20 protein-coding genes are annotated in these 20773 nt (G+C 72.6%); 5 read left to right on the forward strand and 15 right to left on the reverse strand.

The annotated features are described in order from the left end of the window. The first annotated feature begins 5 nt into the window (after nucleotides 1–5). The gene (locus RI578_RS33530; RefSeq protein WP_310874558.1) at nucleotides 6–1784 is read left to right on the forward strand and encodes a cation acetate symporter; all 1779 of its coding nucleotides are present in this window, start codon (nucleotides 6–8) and stop codon (nucleotides 1782–1784) included. Nucleotides 1785–1792: 8 nt separating this feature from the next. After that, entirely contained in the window at nucleotides 1793–2998 is a 1206-nt protein-coding gene (locus RI578_RS33535; protein WP_310875924.1) for a histidine kinase, read from the forward strand. Between the two features lie 24 nt (nucleotides 2999–3022). On the opposite strand, the gene RI578_RS33540 is transcribed toward RI578_RS33535, so the two are convergent. The 6 genes from RI578_RS33540 to RI578_RS33565 all read right to left on the reverse strand — a co-directional run bounded on the left by RI578_RS33540 (nucleotide 3023) and on the right by RI578_RS33565 (nucleotide 9258). Continuing rightward, nucleotides 3023–3193 (reverse strand): hypothetical protein, encoded by a 171-nt coding sequence (locus tag RI578_RS33540; RefSeq protein WP_107291848.1) that lies wholly within the window; start codon nucleotides 3191–3193, stop codon nucleotides 3023–3025. A gap of 13 nt (nucleotides 3194–3206) precedes the next feature. After that, nucleotides 3207–4841, reverse strand: coding sequence for a septum formation family protein (locus tag RI578_RS33545; RefSeq protein WP_310874559.1), 1635 nt, complete (start codon nucleotides 4839–4841; stop codon nucleotides 3207–3209). Between the two features lie 58 nt (nucleotides 4842–4899). Next, nucleotides 4900–5850: a cytochrome c oxidase assembly protein gene (locus tag RI578_RS33550; protein WP_310874560.1), complete on the reverse strand. Its 951-nt coding sequence runs from the start codon at nucleotides 5848–5850 to the stop codon at nucleotides 4900–4902. Between the two features lie 201 nt (nucleotides 5851–6051). Next, complete coding sequence (locus tag RI578_RS33555; RefSeq protein ID WP_310874561.1) at nucleotides 6052–7077, reverse strand: 6-phosphofructokinase; 1026 nt, start codon at nucleotides 7075–7077, stop codon at nucleotides 6052–6054. A 190-nt stretch (nucleotides 7078–7267) separates the two neighbouring features. Further along, on the reverse strand, nucleotides 7268–7996 hold the full coding sequence (locus RI578_RS33560) for a type 1 glutamine amidotransferase (RefSeq protein ID WP_121750328.1): 729 nt from the start codon (nucleotides 7994–7996) through the stop codon (nucleotides 7268–7270). A gap of 23 nt (nucleotides 7997–8019) precedes the next feature. Continuing rightward, nucleotides 8020–9258, reverse strand: a complete 1239-nt coding sequence (locus RI578_RS33565; RefSeq protein ID WP_310874562.1) for a MurT ligase domain-containing protein — start codon at nucleotides 9256–9258, stop codon at nucleotides 8020–8022. Between the two features lie 169 nt (nucleotides 9259–9427). Between RI578_RS33565 and def the strand changes: the two genes are divergently transcribed. Beyond that, on the forward strand, nucleotides 9428–9967 hold the full coding sequence (def, locus tag RI578_RS33570) for a peptide deformylase (protein WP_310874563.1): 540 nt from the start codon (nucleotides 9428–9430) through the stop codon (nucleotides 9965–9967). Nucleotides 9968–10115: 148 nt separating this feature from the next. On the opposite strand, the gene RI578_RS33575 is transcribed toward def, so the two are convergent. Further along, the gene (locus tag RI578_RS33575) at nucleotides 10116–10772 is read right to left on the reverse strand and encodes a TetR family transcriptional regulator (protein WP_310874564.1); all 657 of its coding nucleotides are present in this window, start codon (nucleotides 10770–10772) and stop codon (nucleotides 10116–10118) included. Between the two features lie 169 nt (nucleotides 10773–10941). Here RI578_RS33575 and RI578_RS33580 point away from each other — a divergent pair, with 169 nt between their 5' ends. Beyond that, nucleotides 10942–12168, forward strand: coding sequence for an acyl-CoA dehydrogenase family protein (locus tag RI578_RS33580; protein ID WP_310874565.1), 1227 nt, complete (start codon nucleotides 10942–10944; stop codon nucleotides 12166–12168). A 103-nt stretch (nucleotides 12169–12271) separates the two neighbouring features. On the opposite strand, the gene RI578_RS33585 is transcribed toward RI578_RS33580, so the two are convergent. The 8 genes from RI578_RS33585 to RI578_RS33620 form a co-directional block, all read right to left on the reverse strand. Continuing rightward, complete coding sequence (locus tag RI578_RS33585; RefSeq protein WP_310874566.1) at nucleotides 12272–12805, reverse strand: cupin domain-containing protein; 534 nt, start codon at nucleotides 12803–12805, stop codon at nucleotides 12272–12274. Beyond that, nucleotides 12802–14022: a cytochrome P450 gene (locus tag RI578_RS33590; protein WP_310874567.1), complete on the reverse strand. Its 1221-nt coding sequence runs from the start codon at nucleotides 14020–14022 to the stop codon at nucleotides 12802–12804. The genes RI578_RS33585 and RI578_RS33590 overlap by 4 nt, the downstream gene beginning before the upstream one ends. Then, a complete protein-coding gene (locus RI578_RS33595) occupies nucleotides 14019–15173 on the reverse strand; it encodes a type III polyketide synthase (RefSeq protein WP_310874568.1) in 1155 nt (384 codons plus the stop codon). Before RI578_RS33595 ends, RI578_RS33590 begins: the two co-directional genes overlap by 4 nt. A gap of 100 nt (nucleotides 15174–15273) precedes the next feature. Next, nucleotides 15274–15510, reverse strand: coding sequence for a DUF6213 family protein (locus RI578_RS33600; protein WP_193776641.1), 237 nt, complete (start codon nucleotides 15508–15510; stop codon nucleotides 15274–15276). Between the two features lie 25 nt (nucleotides 15511–15535). After that, entirely contained in the window at nucleotides 15536–16921 is a 1386-nt protein-coding gene (locus tag RI578_RS33605; protein WP_310874569.1) for an NADP-dependent succinic semialdehyde dehydrogenase, read from the reverse strand. Between the two features lie 112 nt (nucleotides 16922–17033). Continuing rightward, on the reverse strand, nucleotides 17034–17495 hold the full coding sequence (locus RI578_RS33610) for an NUDIX domain-containing protein (protein WP_310874570.1): 462 nt from the start codon (nucleotides 17493–17495) through the stop codon (nucleotides 17034–17036). Further along, complete coding sequence (locus RI578_RS33615; RefSeq protein WP_310874571.1) at nucleotides 17492–19030, reverse strand: ATP-dependent DNA ligase; 1539 nt, start codon at nucleotides 19028–19030, stop codon at nucleotides 17492–17494. Before RI578_RS33615 ends, RI578_RS33610 begins: the two co-directional genes overlap by 4 nt. Nucleotides 19031–19134: 104 nt before the next feature. Continuing rightward, nucleotides 19135–20106, reverse strand: a complete 972-nt coding sequence (locus tag RI578_RS33620) for an NAD(P)/FAD-dependent oxidoreductase (RefSeq protein WP_310874572.1) — start codon at nucleotides 20104–20106, stop codon at nucleotides 19135–19137. Between the two features lie 62 nt (nucleotides 20107–20168). Here RI578_RS33620 and RI578_RS33625 point away from each other — a divergent pair, with 62 nt between their 5' ends. Next, the gene (locus tag RI578_RS33625) at nucleotides 20169–20741 is read left to right on the forward strand and encodes an XRE family transcriptional regulator (RefSeq protein WP_310874573.1); all 573 of its coding nucleotides are present in this window, start codon (nucleotides 20169–20171) and stop codon (nucleotides 20739–20741) included. Nucleotides 20742–20773: the final 32 nt, after the last annotated feature.

Consider the following 20773-nt stretch of genomic DNA (forward strand, 5'->3'; position numbering starts at 1 on the left):
GCGCCATGAACTCCAGCTACGCCATACCCGCCGTCGCCCTCGTCGTGGTCGCCACCGTCCTCGTCGGCGCCTTCGGCCTGCGCATCTCCCGCACCACATCCGACTTCTACGTCGCCTCCCGCACCGTCGGCCCCCGCCTGAACGCCGCCGCCATCAGCGGCGAGTACCTCTCCGCCGCGTCCTTCCTCGGCATCGCGGGCCTGGTCCTGGTCCAGGGCCCCGACATGCTCTGGTACCCCGTCGGCTACACCGCCGGCTACCTGGTCCTGCTGCTCTTCGTCGCCGCCCCGCTGCGCCGCTCCGGCGCCTACACGCTGCCCGACTTCGCCGAGGCCCGGCTCGCCTCCCAGGCGGTACGGCGGCTCGCGGGGGCCTTCGTCGTCGGCGTCGGCTGGCTGTACCTGCTGCCCCAGCTCCAGGGCGCCGGACTGACCCTGACCGTGCTGAGCGGGGCACCCGACTGGCTGGGCGGGGTGATCGTCGCCGTCGTCGTCACCGCCATCGTCGCCGCCGGCGGCATGCGCAGCATCACCTTCGTCCAGGCCTTCCAGTACTGGCTGAAACTCACCGCCCTGCTCGTCCCCGCCCTCTTCCTGGTGCTGGCCTGGCAGGGCGACGGCGCCCCCGGCCGCCCCTTCGACGAACCCGCCACCTTCCGCGAGCAGCGCTCCGTCCGGGTCGACGACAGCCTCACCCTCAAGCTCGACCGCCCGCTGACCGTCACCGTCGACGGCACCGTGGACGGCCGCACCCACGACGACGCCCGGATCGGCCTGCCCACCGGCACCCATCACATCGAGTCCGGCACCCGGCTCACCTTCGCCAAGGACACCCCGGTCCCGGCCGCCGGACGCGGCGCCGACGACGCCCTGTCGCCCTCCCGGGCCGAGAGCCGCACCGAGCGCCCGCTGTACGCCACGTACGGACTGATCCTCGCCACCTTCCTCGGCACCATGGGCCTGCCGCACGTCGTGGTCCGCTTCTACACCAGCCCGCACGGCGTCGCCGCCCGCCGCACCACCGTCGCCGTGCTCGGTCTGATCGGCGCCTTCTACCTGCTGCCGCCCGTCTACGGCGCCCTCGGCCGCCTGTACGCCCCCGAGCTGACCCTCACCGGCGACGCCGACGCGGCCGTCCTGCTGCTGCCCGACCGGGTGATCGGCGGAGTGGGCGGCGACCTGCTCGGCGCCCTGGTGGCGGGTGGTGCCTTCGCCGCGTTCCTGTCGACCGCGTCCGGGCTGACCATGGCCGTCGCGGGCGTCCTCACCCAGGACGTGCTGCCGTCCCGCGCCGTGCCGCACTTCCGGCTCGGCACCGTCCTCGCCATGGCCGTACCGCTGGCGGCGAGCGCGCTGGTCGGCGGGCTGCCGGTCGCCGACGCCGTCGGCCTCGCCTTCGCCGTGTCCGCCTCCTCCTTCTGCCCGCTGCTCGTCCTCGGCATCTGGTGGCGGCGGCTGACCCCGCCCGGCGCGGCGGCCGGAATGCTGGTGGGCGGCGGCTCCGCCCTGCTCGCCGTCGCCGCCACCATGGGCGGCTTCCCGGGCGGCGGCGGCGCGCTGCACGCGCTGCTGGCCTGGCCGGCGCTCTGGTCGGTGCCGCTGGGCTTCCTCACCATGGTGCTGGTCTCCCTGGCCACCCCGGGCCGGGTACCGGCCGGGACGGCGGCGATCCTGGCCCGCTTCCACCTGCCGGAGGAGCTGCGCGCGGAGGAACTGCGCACGGAGGACCTGCGCAGAGACGAACGGCGCGCCGCGGAGGACCTGCGCAAGGAGGCGGCCCCGTGAGCGGCTCCATGGGCGGTTTCCTCGCGGGCCTGGTCGTTGCCGTGCTGCCCCTGCTGGCCGCGGGCTTCTGGCTGGGGCGCCGCACGGCCCGCCCGCAGAACCTCGGCGGACTCGGCACCCCGGTCGAGCACGCCACCTTCCAGACCCTGCACACCGCCTCCCTTGCCACACCCCCGCTGCGCGGGGGCCTGACCGAGGAGACCGCAGGGAAGTCGGCCCGCAAGCTGCGCTCCCTGCTCGGCACGGACGCGCTGTGCCTGACCGACCTCAAGGAGGTCCTGGTCTGGGACGGCGTGGGCGCCCACCACCGCTCGGAGATCATGGAACGCCTCGCGGGACCGCTGGAGACCGGCCGCGGCGAGGCCTTCCCGCTCACCTGCGACACCCCCGACTGCACGGTGCGCTGGGCGGTCGTCGCCCCGCTCACCGTCGACGACCGGGTGCACGGCGCCCTCGTCGCGTGCGCGCCCCGCGAGTCCGCCGTCCTGGTCCGGGCCGCCGGCGAGGTCGCCCGCTGGGTCTCCGTCCAACTGGAGCTGGCCGACCTCGACCAGTCCCGCACCCGGCTCATCGAGGCCGAGATCAAGGCCCTGCGCGCCCAGATCTCCCCGCACTTCATCTTCAACTCGCTCGCGGTCATCGCGTCCTTCGTGCGCACCGACCCCGAGCGTGCCCGCGAGCTGCTCCTGGAGTTCGCCGACTTCACCCGCTACTCGTTCCGGCGGCACGGCGACTTCACCACCCTCGCCGACGAACTGCACGCCATCGACCACTACCTGGCACTGGTGCGGGCCCGCTTCGGCGACCGCCTCGCCGTCACCCTCCAGGTGGCCCCCGAGGTGCTGCCGGTCGCACTGCCCTTCCTGTGCCTCCAGCCGCTCGTCGAGAACGCCGTCAAGCACGGCCTGGAGGGCAAGTCCGACCGGTGCCGCATCCAGATCACCGCGCAGGACGCGGGCGCCGAGGCCCTGGTCGTCATCGAGGACGACGGCGCCGGAATGGACCCCGGCCTGCTGCGCCGCATCCTCGCGCGCGAGGTCAGCCCGTCGGGCGGCATCGGGCTGTCCAACGTCGACGACCGGCTCCGCCAGGTCTACGGAGACGACCACGGCCTGGTCATCGAGACGGCCGTCGGCGCGGGCATGAAGATCACGGTCCGGCTGCCGAAGTACCAGCCGGGCGTGCACTCGGCGGGCCGGCTCGGCCGCGAGTGAGTCGTCGTGCGCCCCGCGCGGGGCTCAGGCGCTGCGCGTGGCCACCATCCCCAGGGTGATCAGGCCCAGCACGACCCAGCCGAACCACAGCCAGCCGTTGCTCCCGAGCGCCACCGTGTAGGCCGTCACCGCGACCAGGCCGCCGATGGTGAGCGCCCCCATCGTCTTCGTGGAACTGTCCGTGGAACCGGGCATCGCGACACCCTCCTCATGGTCCGTTCCCCTCCATGGTGCCCCCGTTCTGCCTCCGTACGGTGCAGACGGCGAGATGTGTGCCGGATTTCCAGGCCCCCGCGGCCGTCCGGGACGCGGCCTCGTACACGGAGGGGTCGAATCCGTAGTCGCGCGGCGGCACCTCCCGCGCACACGCGCGGTCCGCCGCCGCGGGCGCCTCGGCGAGCGTGACGTCGGAGGCCAATCGGGTGAATCCGAGCACCTGGGCGTCGTACCGGCCCGCGCAGGACACCAGCCGAGCCTCCCGCGCGGAGCGCACGTCCAGGCAGTCCCGGCGCTGCATGGTCGCGGTGTCCGCGAACACCGAACCCGGCTCGCGATACCGCCCGAGCGGCCCGTACACCGGCCCGTGCGCGCCCAGCACCAGGCAGGCGGTGCGCCTGCGGGCGGTCTCGAATCCGCCGTCGGCCGGCACCACCGCCACACCGCGCACCCCGGCCAGCCGGCCCCGGACCTCCCGCGTCCGCTCCTCGCACCGCGCCGGTCCCAGCTCGCGGGCCTCCGCGGCGGAGGAGGCGGGCACGAACGCCATCACCTGGCCGTCGGGCGCCCCGCCCCGGCAGCCCGGGTCCACGGTGAGGCGCGGCGTCCCCGCGAACCGGGTGCCGCCCGGCCACCGGGCGCGGACGCAGTCCCCGTCCTCCAGCGGCGCCACGAGCCCCGCGGTGTCGCCGTACGGTGCCCCGGTCCCGTCGGCCGCCCGGTCGGCCAGGGCGTACCAGACGCCGCCCAGGGCGAGGACCAGACCGAGCCCGCCGGCCAGAGCGGCACGCAGGACCCGCGGACGCGGGCGCCGGTGCCCGGCGGGGGCGGTGGCGGTGGCGGGAGTGGTGGCGGCAGCCGGCCGATCGGCGGCGGCCGGGCGGGGCACGGGCATGGGCGGCGCGGACCAGGGCGGCTGCGATCCCGGGTCGGTGCGCGGCCGGACGTACGCATCGGTCTGCGGCGTGACGATCCACGCCAGTTCCGCCTCCGCCTCGGCCGCCGTGACGCGCGGCCCCGGGGCCCCGCCGAGCAGTCTCTCCAGCAGCGGCCCGAGCGCACCGGCCCGCACGGGCGGAACGGCCGCCTCGCGGTCGGAGGGCTCGCGGCCCTCGACGGCGTAGTGGAGCGTGCGGCCCAGTGCGAGGAGACCGTCGTCGTCCCCGGGCGCCGCGACGACGTGGTCCAGGAGCAGGATCCTGCCGTACGGCGCGCCGCCGCCGTCCGGTGCCAGCAGGATGTCGGCCGGCCCCACCCGCCCGTGCGGCACACCCCGCTCGCTCCCGGCGGCCGACGCGTCGAGCACGGCGAGCCCGATCCGGGCGCACTCGGCCGGGGCCAGCGGACCGCGCCGGGCCACCAGTTCCCTCAGCTCGACGGCGCCCGCGACGTACTCCATGACCGTCCACGGCACACCCTCGTGCTCCACCACGTCATGAACGGTCACCACGTGCGGATGTTCGCGCGGCCGTGGCAGGTCCCGAACCCCGGCGCGGGCGGCCTTCAGCGCGACCTCGCAGCCCAGCCGCTGATCGTGCGCGAGCCACACCCGGTCCGACCCGCCGTCGCCGAGCGGGCGCAGCAGCAGATAGCGGCCGGCGACGACCCGGCCCACATGACGTGTCATACCGCTCCCCCCGGGCGGTTCCCCCGACGCGCCACATGCTACTGAACGGAACCGCCGGTCAGCCGCCGCGTGTGTTCAGTGAGGCCAGATAGGCGTTGTACGCCTGAAGTTCCTTGTCGCCGTCGCGGTCGGCGGCCCGGTCGCTGCGTCGGGCCTGCCGCTCCTCCGAGGCGTACCACTGGAACAGCAGCGCGAGCAGCACCAGCACGGACGGGACCTCGCTGAAGGCCCAGGCGATGCCACCGGCCGCGTTCTGGTCGGAGAGCGCGTCGATGCCGAGCGACGCGGGCGGGTTCTTGAACGTCTCGACCATGGGCGAGGACGCCATCATCAGCGCGATGCCGAAGAACGCGTGGAACGGCATGCCCGCGAACAGCTCCAGCATCCGCATCAGATAGCCCGGCCGGTGCGGGCCCGGGTCGACGCCCATGATCGGCCAGAAGAACACCAGCCCGACGGCGAGGAAGTGCACCATCATTCCGATGTGCCCGACCTTGGACCCCATCAGGAAGTCGAAGAGGGGAGTGAAGTACAGCCCGTACAGGCTCGCGATGAACAGCGGGATGGTGAACGCGGGGTGCGTGACGATCCGCATGTAGCGGCTGTGCAGCAGCATCAGCAGCAGTTCGCGGGGCCCCTTGCTGCCACGGGCCGCCGGGGGCAGCGCGCGCAGGGTCAGGGTGATCGGGGCGCCGAGCAGCAGCAGGATCGGCGACACCATGCTGATCATCATGTGCTGCACCATGTGCACGCTGAACATGACCATGCCGTAGTCGTTGAGCTTGGTGCACATCATCAGCCCGATGCTCAGCACACCGACGACGAAGGACACGGTCCGGCCCACCGGCCACTTGTCACCGCGCCGGGTCAGCCTGACGACGCCCCACCCGTACAGCGCCAGTCCCAGGAGACAGGCGATCAGGAAGAAGGGGTCCGCCGACCACGCGAGACCTCGCCCCAGCGTGAACGGCGGCAGATCCATCGTCATGCCGTGCCCGCTGTGATCCATCCGCCGGCTCCTGTTTCGTGGGGGTTGAGCGCGATTGAGCGCCGTCTGTCCGAAGGCAAGCGTAGAACCGCCCCCGGCCGCACTTGCGACCGGGGGCGGTGAACGCGCCCTGAAGGGGCGCGGGGAACTGCGCGATCAACCACAACGAACCCGCAGTCCGCGACGGACCAGCGGACCCGAGCTCTTATCGGCCCCGTGAACTCACAGCACGCACTCCGCCTCCGCGTACCGCGCATCCGGCACCGTCTTCAACGACTCCACCGCCTCGGCGAGCGCCACCATCCGGATGTCCGTCCCCCGCAGCGCCGTCATCATCCCGAACTCGCCCCGGTGCACGGCCTCCACCGCATGCCACCCGAACCGCGTCGCCAGCACCCGGTCGTACGCCGTCGGCGTGCCGCCGCGCTGGACGTGTCCGAGGATCACCGGCCGGGCCTCCTTGCCGAGCCGCTCCTCCAGCTCGATCGAGAGCTGGCGGGCGATGCCGGCGAAGCGCTCGTGGCCGTAGACGTCCTTGCCGCCCTCGTCGAAGTCCATGGTGCCGGCCTTCGGCTTGGCGCCCTCCGCGGCGACCACGATCGCGAACCGCTTTCCCGCCGAGAACCGCTCGCCGACCTTCGCGGTCAGCTCGTCGATGTCGAAGGGCCGCTCCGGCACGACCACGGCGTGCGCGCCGGCCGCCATGCCCGAGTGCAGCGCGATCCAGCCGGTGTGCCGCCCCATGACCTCGACGATCAGCACCCGCTGGTGGGACTCGGCGGTGGTCTTCAGCCGGTCCAGGGCCTCGGTGGCGACGGTCACGGCCGTGTCGAAGCCGAAGGTCACGTCGGTGACCGCTATGTCGTTGTCGATGGTCTTCGGCACGCCCACGATCGGCAGGCCGTTGTCGGACAGCAGCCGGGCCGCCTTCAGCGTGCCCTCGCCGCCGATCGGGATGATCGCGTCCAGGCCGAGTTCCTCGACGTGGCCGCGGGCGCGCTCGACGCCGTCCCGCAGGTGCTCGGGACGGACCCGGGAGGAGCCGAGGATGGTGCCGCCGCGGGCCAGGATGCCGCCGACCGCGTCCAGGTCGAGCTTGAGGTAGTCGCACTCCAGGAGGCCCTTCCAGCCGTCCCGGAAGCCGATGACCTCGTCGCCGTGGTCGACGACGGCACGGTGCACGACGGACCGGATGACGGCGTTCAGGCCGGGGCAGTCGCCGCCGGACGTGAGGACACCAATGCGCATAGCCCGAAATACCTTCTCAAGTGGCACGGGTCCGGACCGCGCTGTCCGGCTCGATCCCCGCCACCCTAGCGGCACCGGGGGGCGGGACCGAACCGTGCGTCCGCCTACTGGACGTGCCCGCTCACCTGTGCGGATGAGTCATCAGACGGGCCGGCGCCACGAAGGTCAGGCAGCTGCTGCGCGGCTGTGCCTACGCAGGCTGCTGCGCGGCCGCGATGCGCTCGTTGCGCAGCGCCTCGTACCAGCGGTCGTCGGTCGGCGGCAGCGCGTTCACGTCGAGGGCCAGCTTCAGCAGCAGGTCCGCGATCTGCGGGTTGCGCGCCAGCACCGGGCCGTGCATGTACGTGCCGAAGACCGTGTCGTTGTACGCGCCCTCCGTGCCGTCGCCCGTGCCGTTGCCGTTGCCGAAGCGGACCTGGGCGAGCGGGCGGGCGCCGGGGCCGATGTGCGTGATGCCCTGGTGGTTCTCGAAGCCGGTCAGCGGCGGCAGGCCCAGGCGCGGGTCGATGTCGCCGAGGACGTCGCCGACGCACCGGGCGCCCTCGCCGCGGGTGGAGACCACGTCGAGCAGGCCGAGGCCCGGCTCGCGCTGGCCCAGGTCGTTGATGAACTCCTGGCCCAGGATCTGGTAGCCGGCGCAGACGGAGAAGACGATCGCGCCGTTCTCCACCGCCCGGTACAGGCCGCCGTCCCGGCGCAGCCGCTCGGCCGCGAGCCGCTGCGGGCGGTCCTCACCGCCGCCGATCAGGTAGATGTCGCCGGAGGTCGGGATCGGCTGGTCGCTGCGCACGTCGAGCCGGGCCACGTCGAGGCCGCGCTGGCGGGCCCGGCGCTCCACGACCAGGGCGTTGCCCTGGTCGCCGTACGTGCTGAGGAGGTCCGGGTAGATCCAGACGATCCGCAGTTGGTTGTCGCTCACGAAAGTCCCCTGAAGTCTCGCGGTCAGTTGCCGACGCGGCGGCGCAGGTCCTGGAAGGCGGTGTAGTTCGCGATGACCTCGATGCGTCCCGGCGGGCACAGCTGCACCGCCTGGTCGAGGTCCTCGCACACCTGGAACTGCTGGTTCGCGACCTCCAGGCGCACCGCGAGGTCCAGCTTCCGGTCGCCGACCACGCAGATCGGGTGGCCGGTCAGCCGGGTGTAGTCCACGTCCCACAGCCAGGAGGTGTCGGTGCCGTCGGCGCCGCGCGCGTTCACCGAGAGGATCACCGGGGTCGGCGGCGGGTCGATCAGGGAGAAGGTCTCCAGCCAGCCCGCCGGGTTCTTGGCGAGCAGCAGACGCAGGTCACGGCCCTGGAACTGCACGACGTCGTAGCGTCCGGCGACCGCCTGCACCTGGTACATGCGCTCCAGGGCGACCTGCGGCGGCACCCCGAAGACGGCGGCGACGGCGGCCGAGGAGGCGGCGTTGGCCTTGTTGGCGCGGCCCGGCAGCTGGAGGTGGATCGGCCAGGCGGAGCCGTGCGGGTCGAGGACGTGGTCGCCGGAGAGCGCCCAGCTCGGCGTCGGGCGCCGGAAGCCGCACTCGCCGCAGAACCAGTCGTCACCGGGGCGCTGCATCACGCCGCCGCACGCCGGGCAGGACCAGGCGTCGTCCTTCCACATCTGACCGGCGGCGACCCAGATCACGTTGGGTGAGGAGGACGCGGCCCACACCACCAGCGGGTCGTCGGCGTTGGCGACGATCACCGCCTTGGAACCGGTCAGGCCCTCGCGCCAGTTCTCGGCGAGCATCCGGGTCTCGGCGGCGCGGTCGAGCTGGTCGCGGGAGAGGTTGAGCAGGGCGATGCACTTCGGCTCGGTGGCCTGGGCGACGCCGACGAGGTACTTCTCGTCGACCTCGATGACGCCGTACCGGGACTCCGAGCCGGCCGCGAGCGCCGAGGTGATGCCGGCCGGCATGTTGGCGCCGAGCGCGTTGGAGACGACCGGTCCGGCCGCCTTGAGCGCCTCGGCGATGAGCCGGGTGGTGGTGGTCTTGCCGTTGGTCGCCGAGACCAGGGTCACGTCCAGATGCTGGGCGAGCCTGGCGAGGAGGTCGGGATCGAGTCGCAGCGCGACCTTGCCGCCGATCACCGAACCGCTGCCGCGCCCCGCGGCACGAGATGCCGCCGCGACCGCCTTGCCCGCGGTCACGGCGATCTTGGCCCGGGGCGTGAGCGGGTCCGAGTTGCCTGCCATCAGTTCTCGATCCTCCTTGCGTACGCGCCGCGCCTGAAGCCTGACGGCCACGTGGTGTGGACCTCAGCCTATCGAGATCCGTTCGCACTCCCGAATCGCGGCACCGGCCACGGGGTTCCGACGGTGGGCGCGGGCCGCCGGGGGACACAGGGACCTTACTCTTGCCGCCATGCGACACGGCTCCATCCCGGGCGCCCACGGGCGCGTCCGACCCCTCGGCCTCCTCGGCGACCCCGTCCTGCACGCACCCTGCGACGAGGTGACGGACTTCGGTCCGGAACTCGCGGCGCTCGTGGAGGACTTGTTCGCGACCATGTACGCCGCCCACGGTGTGGGCCTGGCCGCGAACCAGGTCGGCGAGCCGGTACGCGTCTTCGTGTACGACTGCCCGGACGACGAGGACGAGCGCCACGTCGGCCACGTGGTGAACCCGCGGCTCGTCGAGACGGACGGGGTGGTGGTGCGCGGGCCGGAGGGCTGTCTGTCGCTGCCGGGACTGGAGGCCGGGACCGAGCGTCACGACCACGCGGTCGTGGAGGGCTTCACGGTGACGGGGGAGCCGGTCACCGTGCACGGGACGGGGTTCTTCGCCCGGTGCCTCCAGCACGAGTGCGATCACCTGGAGGGCCGGTTGTACGCCGACCGCCTGACCGGCCGGCGGCACCGGAAGCTGATGCGGCAGGTGGCGCGGGCGTCCTGGCACCGCTGAGCGGTCCGGCCGGGGGCTTCAGCGGGGCGGCTTCAGCGGCGAAGCTGAAGCAGTGGACCGTATCGGCGTGGTGGCGCCGACGGAGGGCCGTGCCTGCGGTGGCTCCGGCCCGCGGCCACGCCGGGGCCGTGGACACCGCCCGCGGCCGTCAGAAGCCCGGGCCGCCCGCCTTGTCCCCGGCCGCGGCGAGGCGGCCCCACAGCAGGTCGGCCAGGGTGCGGACCAACTCCGCCCGGGAGCAGGGGCGTTCGCCCAGCCACCAGTCCCCGGCGGCGTGCATCATGCCGACGATTCCGTGCCCCCACACCCGGGCCAGCTGCTGGGTGCCCGGACCGACGTCGAGGCGCTCCTCGATGACCTGGGCCAGTTCCTCGCCCATGCGGCGCAGTAGCGGAGCCGAGTGCTTGCCGACGTCGAAGCCCTGGTCGGCCTGGTCGCCCGGTGTGGTGGTGCCCTCCGCCGGATGCATCAGGAAGCGGTACACCTGCGGGCGTGCCTCGATGGCCGCCAGATAGGTGTCCAGGGTGGCCTCGACGCGTTGCCGCCGCTCCGCCGGAGCGTCCAGGGCGGCCCGCAGCGAGGCGAGGAGGGCGTCCGTGTGCCGCACGGCCAGGGCGGCGTACAGTCCGTTCTTGTCGCCGAAGTGGCGGTAGAGGATCGGCTTGGTGATGCCGGCCTCGGCGGCGATGGCGTTCATCGAGGCCTGTGGGCCGTCGCGCAGCACCACCCGGTCGGCGGCCTCCAGCAGCTCGCGCCGTCTGCGGTCGGCGGACCGCTGCTGATCGGTCCGCTGCGTGGTGTCCATGTGCTCTCCCCACCCGTGCTGGTTCGGTGACGCCTGCGCAAACTAACACCCGGCGGGCACCGGACATCGAACGGGAGGGCGACGGGGCCTCGGGAGTTGACTTTTCCTACCCACCGGTAACAGACTCGGGTTACCGCAAGTAACACGCACGTGCGTCACTGGAGGGGACATGGCCGAGTTCACCATGGAGCTCAACGACGAACAGAAGGAGGTCCGGGACTGGTTGCACGGCTTCGCGGCCGACGTCATCCGCCCCGCGGCCGCCGAATGGGACGAGCGTGAGGAGACTCCCTGGCCGGTCATCCAGGAGGCCGCCAAGGTCGGCATCTACTCCCTCGACTTCTACGCCCAGCAGTACTTCGACCCCACCGGCCTCGGCATCCCCATGGCCATGGAGGAACTGTTCTGGGGTGACGCCGGCATCGCGCTGTCCATCGTCGGCACCGGCCTGGCCGCCGTCGGCGTCCTCGCCAACGGCACCGAGGAGCAGATCGGCACCTGGATCCCCCAGATGTACGGCGACGCCAGCGACGTCAAGGTCGCCGCGTTCTGCTCCTCCGAGCCCGACGCCGGCTCCGACGTGGGCTCCATGCGCACGCGTGCCGTGTACGACGAGGCCAAGGACGAGTGGGTGCTCAACGGCACCAAGACCTGGGCGACCAACGGCGGCATCGCCAACGTCCACGTCGTGGTCGCGGTCGTCGACGCGGAGCTGGGCTCCAAGGGCCACGCCTCGTTCATCATCCCGCCGAACACCCCGGGGCTGTCGCAGGGCCAGAAGTTCAAGAAGCACGGCATCCGCGCCTCGCACACCGCCGAGGTGATCCTGGACAACGTGCGCGTCCCCGGCTCCTGCCTGCTCGGCGGCAAGGAGAAGCTGGACGCGCGCCTGGCCCGCGCCCGGGAGAAGGCCAAGAAGGGCGGGGAGCGCGTCAAGAACGCGGCGATGGCCACCTTCGAGGCGTCCCGCCCGGCGGTCGGCGCCATGGCGGTCGGCACCGCCCGGGCCGCGTACGAGGTCGCGCTGGAGTACGCCCAGACGCGGGAGCAGTTCGGGCGGCCGATCATCGACAACCAGGGCGTCGCCTTCCAGCTCGCGGACATGCGGACGTCCATCGACGCGGCGCGGCTGCTGGTGTGGCGGGCCTCCTGGATGGCGATCAACGGCAGGCCGTTCACGGCGGCCGAGGGGTCGATGTCCAAGCTGTTCGCGAGTGAGACGGCGAAGAAGGTGACCGCCCAGGCGATCCAGATCCTGGGCGGCAACGGCTACACGCGTGAGTACCCGGTGGAGCGGATGCACCGCGACTCCGCCATCTACACCATCTTCGAGGGCACCAGCGAGATCCAGCGGCTGGTGATCGCGCGGACCCTCGCCGGGATGCCGATTCGGTAGCGCCGTCGGGGCGGGGGAGCGACGCGGGTCTGCCGTTCGCTGTGGCTGGTCGCGCCCACGCGGCGGAGCCGCACATCGATACTGTCCCGCGCCCCTGAGTTGCTCACCTGTGCCGGAGTGGGGTCAGTTGCTCGATGTCGTACTTCGCTCGTAAAGCCTCGATCGCCGCGTGGTCCGGCGGGCCCCCGCTCCCGAGGATCTCCAGGAGTTCCTCGAAGTAGCGTTCGTGGTCCGGGGGCGGGCTCGCCTGGAAGAACATCTTGGCGGGCTCGCCCGTCGGGTTCGCGAAGGCGTGGGGGCAGCCGGGAGGTACGACGATGACCGTGCCCGGGGTCGCGCGCACCACCCGGTTGCCCGAAGACGACTCCCACTTCTGCCAGTTGTCGGGGGTACGGACCCTCGGCTCGAAGGCGAGCACGTCCAGCTCGCCCTCCAGCACGTAGAACAACTCCTCGCTGCGGGTGTGCACGTGGGCGCCGACGTCGAAGCCCGGCGGCACGATCACCTCGAAGGTGGAGGCCATGCGCGAGTGCGAACCGGTCACCTTGAAGGTCACGTGCTGGGCGGGCGCCTGCACGACCCTCCCGTGCCCCGGTGGCACCAGCAGTCCCTCCGACACCGCCGCGAGGCCGCTCACCAGGTCACCGGCAGGGCCTCGGGCCCGCGGATCAGCGCCCCCTTTTTGAAGGGCACGTCCTCGGGCGGCACCGCGAGCTTCAGCCCCGGCACCCGGTCCAGGACCGTGTCGACGAGCAACTCGGACTCCAGCCGGGCCAGCATGCCGCCGGGGCAGTAGTGCGGGCCGAAGCCGAAGGACACGTGCGGGTTGGGGCTGCGCGCGAAGTCGATCGTGTCCGGGTCGGGGAAGACCTCCGGGTCGCGGTTGGCGGCCAGGTACGACACGTAGACAGCGTCCCCCGCCCGCATCCGCACCCCTCCGACCGCCACGTCCTCCAGGACGATCCGGGACAGCCCGACCGCGTTGCGATGGGGAATCCAGCGCAGCAGCTCGTCGATGGCCCGGGGACGGATCTCCGGTTCGGAGCGCAGGCGTTCGGCGAGTTCGGGACGGGTCAGCAGCAGGTAGAACATCTGCCCGCTGTTGTTCGTGACCGCCTCACCGCCGATCTGGAGCAGGACGGCGAGCCCGACGGCCTCCTCCAGGGTGATCTCGTCCCGGCCCACCGCGGCGCCCAGCAGCGAGGCGACGTCCTCGCCGGTGCTGTCCGACCGCAGCCCGACGAGATCGGCGAAGTAGGCGCTCATCTCGTGCTTGGCCCGCTCGCTTACCTCCGCGCCGTGCGACGAGGAGAGGATCAGCTGGGTCCAGGTGTGCATGCTGTGCCGGTCGGCGGCCGGGACGCCCATCAGCTCGCAGATCACCGCGATGGGGAAGGGACTCAGCACGGCCTCGGTGAGGTCGGCGGGCGGGCCGGCCTTCAGCATGGCGTCGACGAGTTCGTCGAGCATGCCGCGGGACTGCTCGCGCACGCGCTCCACGCCCCGGGCCGTGAACGCGGCCGCCACCGAGCGGCGCAGCCGGGTGTGGTCGGGCGGGTCGAGGAAGCCGACCGCGCCGCGCGCCGGGATGAAGTGCGGGGCGAGCCGGGTGACCTGCCGGTCCATGACGGCCTCGCGGCCGAACCGGGGGTCGTTGGTGACCAGGCGGACGTCGTCGTGCCGGGTCACCAGCCAGGCCCAGCCCTCGCCGTTGGGCAGCGAGATACGCGTGACGGGACCTTCACGCATCAGCTCGGTCAGGACGGGATCGAAGTCGGTGCCGGGCAGGTCGAGGGCCGGCCAGTCCCGGACGGGCGGAGCGGTGTCGGCCCGGGGAATCGTCTCTTCACTCACGCTTGCCTCACGCCTTGCGTCTCGTCGGCGGTCTGCCAGCGGCCCAGGGACATCTCCGCGGTGATGCCGGGGCCGAAACCGGCCAGCAGCCCGCGCGCCCGGTCGTGGACGCCGCCTTCGTCGAAGAGTCTGCGCAGCGCGTCCAGGACGACGGCGCTGGCGATGTTGCCGTACTCGGTGAGCGTGGCCCGGCTGAACCGGAACGCGTGCCGGTCGACCTGGAGGAACTTGCTGAGGTCGTCCAGGATCCGCGGCCCGCCGGCGTGGACGATGTAGAAGTCCAGGTCGGAGGCGTCCCAGCCGTGGGTGCCCGCCAGGTCCTGGAGGGCCGGTGCGAGCGGCTCCATCGTGGCCGGCACCCGCTTGTCCAGCAGGAAGTGAAAGCCGGTGGCCTTCACGTCGTACATGATCCAGTCCTCGGTCTTGGGGATCAGGTACGAGCCGTTGCGCTCCAGGCGGACACCGGTGCCGCCCTGTCCGCGGACCACCGCGGCGGCGATGCCGTCGCCGAACAGGCCGTTGGAGAGCAGGGAGCCCACGCCGATGTCGGTGGGCTGATAGCACAGCGAGCAGAACTCGCAGGCCACGATCAGCGCGTTGGCCTCGGGGTAGGCGGTGCAGAAGTCGTGGGCGCGGTTGATCGCCGCACCGCCGGCCGCGCACCCCAGCTGGGCGATGGGTATCTGCCGCGTGGTGCTCTCGAAGCCCATCTCGTTGATCAGCCACGCCGTCAGCGAGGGCATCATGAAGCCCGTGCACGAGACGTAGATGATCACGTCGATGTCGGTGGTGAGCAGCTCCGCGTCGTCGAGGGCCCGCTGGATCACCGCGGGGACCCGGGCCTTCGCCTCCCGCTCGTAGAGCCGGTTGCGGTCCTCGAAGCCGGGGTGCTTCAGCGTCTCCTCGATGGGCTGCACGATGTGCCGGGTGCGTACCCCGGTGTTCTCTATCAGCCGGAGGGCCAGCGGCAGTTGGGGATGGTCGGTGTGGCGCTCGCGCGCCAGCTCCAGCGTCTCCTCCATCGTGATCACGTGCTCTGGGACGGACACCGAAGGTCTGCACAAAGTCGCCATGAACCGTGCCTGCTTTCGCCTCGCGGAAGGCTCTCGCCCCCCGGCCGGAAAGTGGTGCGCCCTTTTCAGGGCGCTCACCCACGATCACTCACGGGGGCGGCGATCTCTCGCCGGGCTACTCCGTCTCGGGGACCGGGCAGGCGCGGGCGGGTGGGAGACGGGCGCGGGGGGGGGGGCGTCAGGAGGACTGGCCGCTGCTGTGGGCGATGCACGCCACGTCGATCCGGTCGGCCAGCTTGGCGAGCTCGATGGTGAGGGCCGCGACCGTGTCCTCGTCCAGACTCACCTCGCCGGCCTCCACCAGCCGCAGCCATCGCCCGCCCACCGTACGCAGCAGTTTGCTCACGTCGGACGCGGCGACCTGCAAAGTACCGCGGTCGTCGACGATCAGAGGCAGGGTCACTTCGCGGTTCACAAAGGGGATCGTAGTCGCGGAAGGCTCACGCTCCGTGCCATACGGTGGTGATGTTGCAGAACTCCCGGATTCCGTGCCCGGACAGCTCACGCCCGTAGCCCGACCGCTTGACCCCGCCGAACGGGAACGCCGGGTGGGACGCGGTCATCCCGTTGACGTACACGCCGCCCGCCTCCAGATCCCGTACGAAGCGGTCCACGTCGGCGTCGTCGCGGGTCCAGACATTGGAACTGAGGCCGAAGTCCGTGTCGTTGGCGATGAGCACCGCCTCGTCCAGGTCGGCCGCGCGGTACAGCGTGGCGACCGGGCCGAAGGCCTCCTCGCGGTGGATGCGCATGTCGCGGGTGACGCCGGCCAGCACGGTCGGCGGGTAGTACCAGCCGGGCCCGTCCGGGCGTTCGCCTCCGCACAGCACCTGCGCGCCGCCGCGCCGCGCGTCGTCGACCAGTTCGACGAGGTCGTTCACGCCCTGCTCGCTGGAGAGCGGACCCACCTCGGTCTCCTCGTCCATCGGGTCGCCGACCGTCAGCGCCTTCATGCCCTCGGTGAAGCGTTCGACGAAGGCGTCGTACACGTCCGTGTGCACGATGAACCGCTTGGCGGCGATGCAGGACTGCCCGGCGTTCTGCGTGCGCGCGGTCACCGCCACCTGTGCGGCCCGGCCGACGTCGGCGGACGGCATGACGACGAACGGGTCGCTGCCGCCCAGCTCCAGCACCGTCTTCTTGATCATCTCCCCGGCGGTGGAGGCGACCGCACGGCCGGCGGGCTCGCTGCCGGTGAGGGTGGCGGCCCGCACCCGCTCGTCGCGCAGGATGTCGTCGACCGCGGCGGAGCCGATGAGCAGGGTCTGGAAGCAGCCCTCGGGGAAGCCCGCCCGGTGGAACAGGTCCTCCAGGTACAGGGCGGTCTGCGGCACGTTCGAGGCGTGCTTGAGCAGCCCGACGTTGCCCGCCATCAGCGCGGGTGCCGCGAACCGGATCACCTGCCAGAGGGGGAAGTTCCACGGCATCACCGCGAGCACCGGGCCGAGCGGCCGGTAGCGGACCAGGGCCCGGGACGCGCCGGAGTCCTTCACGTCCGACTCGGCGGGCTCCTCGTCGGCGAGCAGCTCCGCCGCGTGGTCGGCGTACCAGCGCATCGCCTTGGCGCACTTGGCGGCCTCCGCGCGGGCCTGCTTGACCGGCTTGCCCATCTCGGTGGTGATGACCTCGCCGATCTCCTCCTGGTCCTCCTCCAGGAGGTCGGCGGCACGGTGCATGAGCCGGGCCCGCTCGTCGAACGCCGTCGTCCGGTACGTCCGGAAGGTGGCCTCCGCGAGCTGGAGCCGGCGCTCGATCTCCTCCTCGCCCATGGCCTCGTACGTCCTGAGCGTCTCGCCGTTCGCCGGGTTCACCGTCGCGATGGGCATGGCCGACCTCCCTGGGTGCGGACTCGTGCTTCGACCTTGGCGCGCGGCGTGGGGTGCCGCAACGCGGACGGGTCCCGCGGGTTGCCGTCCCGAGGCCCTCGTCGCCTTCTCGTCAGTGCGAGTGCTCAGCCAGCCGGTCGAGAAACGCGGCCTGCGCCTTCACGATCACCTCACGGGCCCGGTCCACCGTGAACCACGCCACCCGGTCCAGCTCGGGGAACTCCTCGATCCGTCCCGACCTCGGCGGCCACTCCATGCGGAAGGTGCCGGGGACGACCGCCGACGGGTCGAGATCGGCCTCTACGGCCCACACCGTGACGACCTTCCCGCCCGCCTGCCGGACCTCGCCGAGCGGAACGGCCTCGCCGTCGGGCGGCGGCAGCCCCAGCTCCTCCTCGAACTCCCGCCGGGCCGCCTCCCAGGCCGGCTCGATGGGGTCGTACTCGCCCTTCGGGACGGTCCACGCCCCGGCGTCCCGGCGGGCGTGGAAGGGGCCGCCCATGTGGCCGAGGAGTACCTGACGGTCCTGGTCGGGGCCACGCCGGAGCAGCAGGAGGCCCGCGCTGCGCCTCACGGGGCCGCCTCGGGGTGCGCGGCGAGCAGGGTGTCCACCGTGTCCGCCTCCTCGGGGCGCTTGTCCTCGCGGTAGCGGACCACGCGGGCGAAGCGGAGGGTGACGCCGGCCGGGTAGCGGGTGGAGCGCTGGAGGCCGTCGTAGGCGATCTCGACGACGAGTTCGGGGCGTACGGTCACTCCCCAGCCGTGCTCCTCGACGGCCAGCTCGCTCAGACGCTCCGTCTGCCAGGTCAGCAGCGCGTCGGTCATGCCCTTGAAGGTCTTGCCCAGCATGGCGAAGGAGCCGTCGGCGGTGCGGGCGCCGAGGTGGAGGTTGGAGAGCTTGCCGGTGCGGCGGCCGTGGCCCCACTCGGCGGCCAGTACGACCAGGTCGAGCGTGTGGACGGGCTTGACCTTCAGCCAGGACGCGCCGCGCCGGCCCGCGCTGTAGGGGGCGTCGAGGCCCTTGACCACGACGCCTTCGTGGCCGCGTCGCAGCGTCTCGGCGAGGAACTCCTCGGCGGCCTCCGTCTCCTCCGGCCCGGGCACCAGCGTGCGGCGCACCCGGGTCGGCTCGGGAACCAGCCGGGCCAGCCGCGCGTGCCGCTCGGTCAGTGGCAGGTCGAGCAGGTCGTGGTCGTCGACCGACAGCGCGTCGAAGAACACGACGGAGACGGGCACCGCCCGCGCGGCCGTGGCCACGTCCGTGCGGGAGCCGACCCGCCCGGCGGTCTCCTGGAAGGAGCGGGGGCGTCCGCCCTCGTCGAAGGAGATCACCTCGCCGTCCAGGATGAACCGCTCGCCGGGCAGTGCCAGGGCGGCGGCGGTGACCTCGGGGAGCCGGTCGGTGATGTCGTCCAGGGTGCGGGTGTAGAGCCGTACGGCGTCGCCGTCCCGGTGTACCTGGACGCGGATGCCGTCCAGCTTCTCCTCGACGGCCGCCGCGCCGAGCTTGCCGACCGCCTCGGCGACCGAGGAGGCGCTGTGGGCGAGCATCGGCAGGACCGGCCGGCCGACGGTGAGCCGGAACCGTTCCAGGGCGCCGGGCCCGTCGGCGAGCAGGCCCTCGGCCACCGTCTGCAGCGAGCCCGCGAGCATCACCGCCCGCCGTACGTCAGCGGGCGGCGCGCCGGTCGCCGCCGCCAGGCCCTCGACGGCGGCCGCGTCCAGGGCGCCCTGCCGGACCTCTCCGGTCAGCAGCCCGATCAGGAAGCGCTGCTCGTCCTCGGTGGCCGCGCCCATCAGCTCGCCGACCTGACGCGTCCGCTCGGCCTGCGAACCGGCGCCGGACACCGCACCGAGCCGCGTGAGCCGGGCGTCCACGTCACGCACGGTCAGGGTCGGCTCGGCGGCCGGTGCGACCGGGCGGCCGAGCACCTTCCAACCGACACCGATCCGGCCCTGGGGCAGCCGTCCCGCCAGATAGGGGATGACGACCGGCACGTCCGCCGCCTCCGCCTCCCGGAACAGCTCCGCGAGCAGGGCGGTCTTCCGGGACCGCGCCGAGGTGGCGGCGACCTCCCGGGACACGTGGGCCAACCGGGCAAGCAGCATGCAGCCATGGTGCACCGGCAAGGGCGTGACCACACACCGGTCGGCCCGTTGTCCGCGCGGCGGCATCCTCCGGCGAGATCCGGACGACACCCCCTGGGTGACCCCTAGGTGTACTGACCCGCGACGGCCGCGTCCAGGTCCGACATGATCAGGTCGCCGACGACGGCCGCCGCCGCGCGGTAGCCGCCGCTCGCCGCGTGGACGACCTGCTCGGCGAACCCCATCGCGTTGCCCGCGGTCCACACGCCGGGCACGCTGGTCCGGCCCGTCGGGTCCACCACGGGGTACGCGCCGAACGGGGTCTCCTGGAGTTCGGCGCCCAACCGCTCCATCAGGCCGGTCCGCGGTGCCGCCTTGGGGGCGACGAACACCACCGAGCGGTCGTGCGCCGTGCCGTCCGCCAGCAGGACGCCGGTGAGCCGGTCGTCCTCGACCCGCAGGCCGGCGACCTCGCCGGGCACCACCTTGACCCCGGCCGCGGCGAGCCGGCGCAGGTCGTCGTCGGACAGTTCCTCCTCGGCGACCGTGTGCAGGAAGAGGGTCACCTCGTCCGACCACTGGGACACCATCAGCGCCTGGTGCACGCTGAGCGGGCCGGTGGCGAGGACGCCGAAGCGCTCGTCGCGCACCTCCCAGCCGTGGCAGAACGGGCAGTGCAGCACATCCCGGCCGAACCTCTCGGCGACTCCGGGCACCGCCGGCAGTTCGTCCTTGAGCCCGGTCGTGACGATCAGCCGGCGGGCGTGCGCGGTCCGCCCGCCGGCCAGCTCCACGGCGAAGTCCGCGTCCCGCGTCACGTCCACCGCCCGGTCGCGGACGAGTTCCACGCCGTACCGCGCGATCTCCTCCCGGCCGAGCGCCAGGAACTCGGCAGGCGACATGCCGTCCCGCGTCAGGTAGCCCTGCATGTGGTCCGAGGGCGCGTTGCGCGGCTCACCGGCGTCGACGACCAGGGTGCGCAGCCGCGCGCGGCCCAGGACGAGCGCGGCGGACAGTCCGGCCGCACCGCCGCCGACCACCACCACGTCGTACTTCTCGGTCAGGTCCTTGTTCTGGGTCACGGTGACCACCTCCACGTAGAAGGTCGCTCGGACCGTACGGGATTGACAAATACATTTGCCGGTTCTGCAATAAAGGCATGACTGCAGACGATGTTCTCGCCGGTGTCGGACCGAGGCTCCGCCAGGTGCGCAAGGAGCGCGAGGTGACCCTGGCGGCGCTGTCCGAGTCGACCGGCATCTCGGTGAGCACCCTGTCGCGACTGGAGTCGGGCCTGCGCAAGCCGAGCCTCGAACTGCTGCTCCCGATCGCCCAGGCCCACCAGGTGCCGCTGGACGAACTGGTCGGCGCCCCGCCGGTCGGCGACCCCCGGGTGCGCGCCAAGCCGATCGTGCGCCACGGCCGCACCCACTGGCCCCTCACCCGTCAGCCGGGCGGGCTCCAGGCGTTCAAGGTGCTGGAGCCCTCGCGGCAGGAGGAGCCGGACCCGCGGACCCACGAGGGGTACGAGTGGCTGTACGTCCTCTCCGGCCGGCTGCGGCTCGTGCTCGGCGACCACGACGTGGTGCTGTCGGCGGGGGAGGCCGCCGAGTTCGACACCCGGGTGCCGCACTGGTTCGGGTCGACGGGGGAGGGGCCGGCGGAGTTCCTCAGCCTGTTCGGCCCGCAGGGGGAGCGGATGCACGTACGGGCGCGGCCCACGCAGGGGTGACTGGGCGCAACCTGTTCCCTGATCGGCAAGCG

It is taken from the genome of Streptomyces sp. BB1-1-1, assembly GCF_031597775.1.
GTDB classification, from domain to species: Bacteria; Actinomycetota; Actinomycetes; order Streptomycetales; family Streptomycetaceae; genus Streptomyces; species Streptomyces thinghirensis.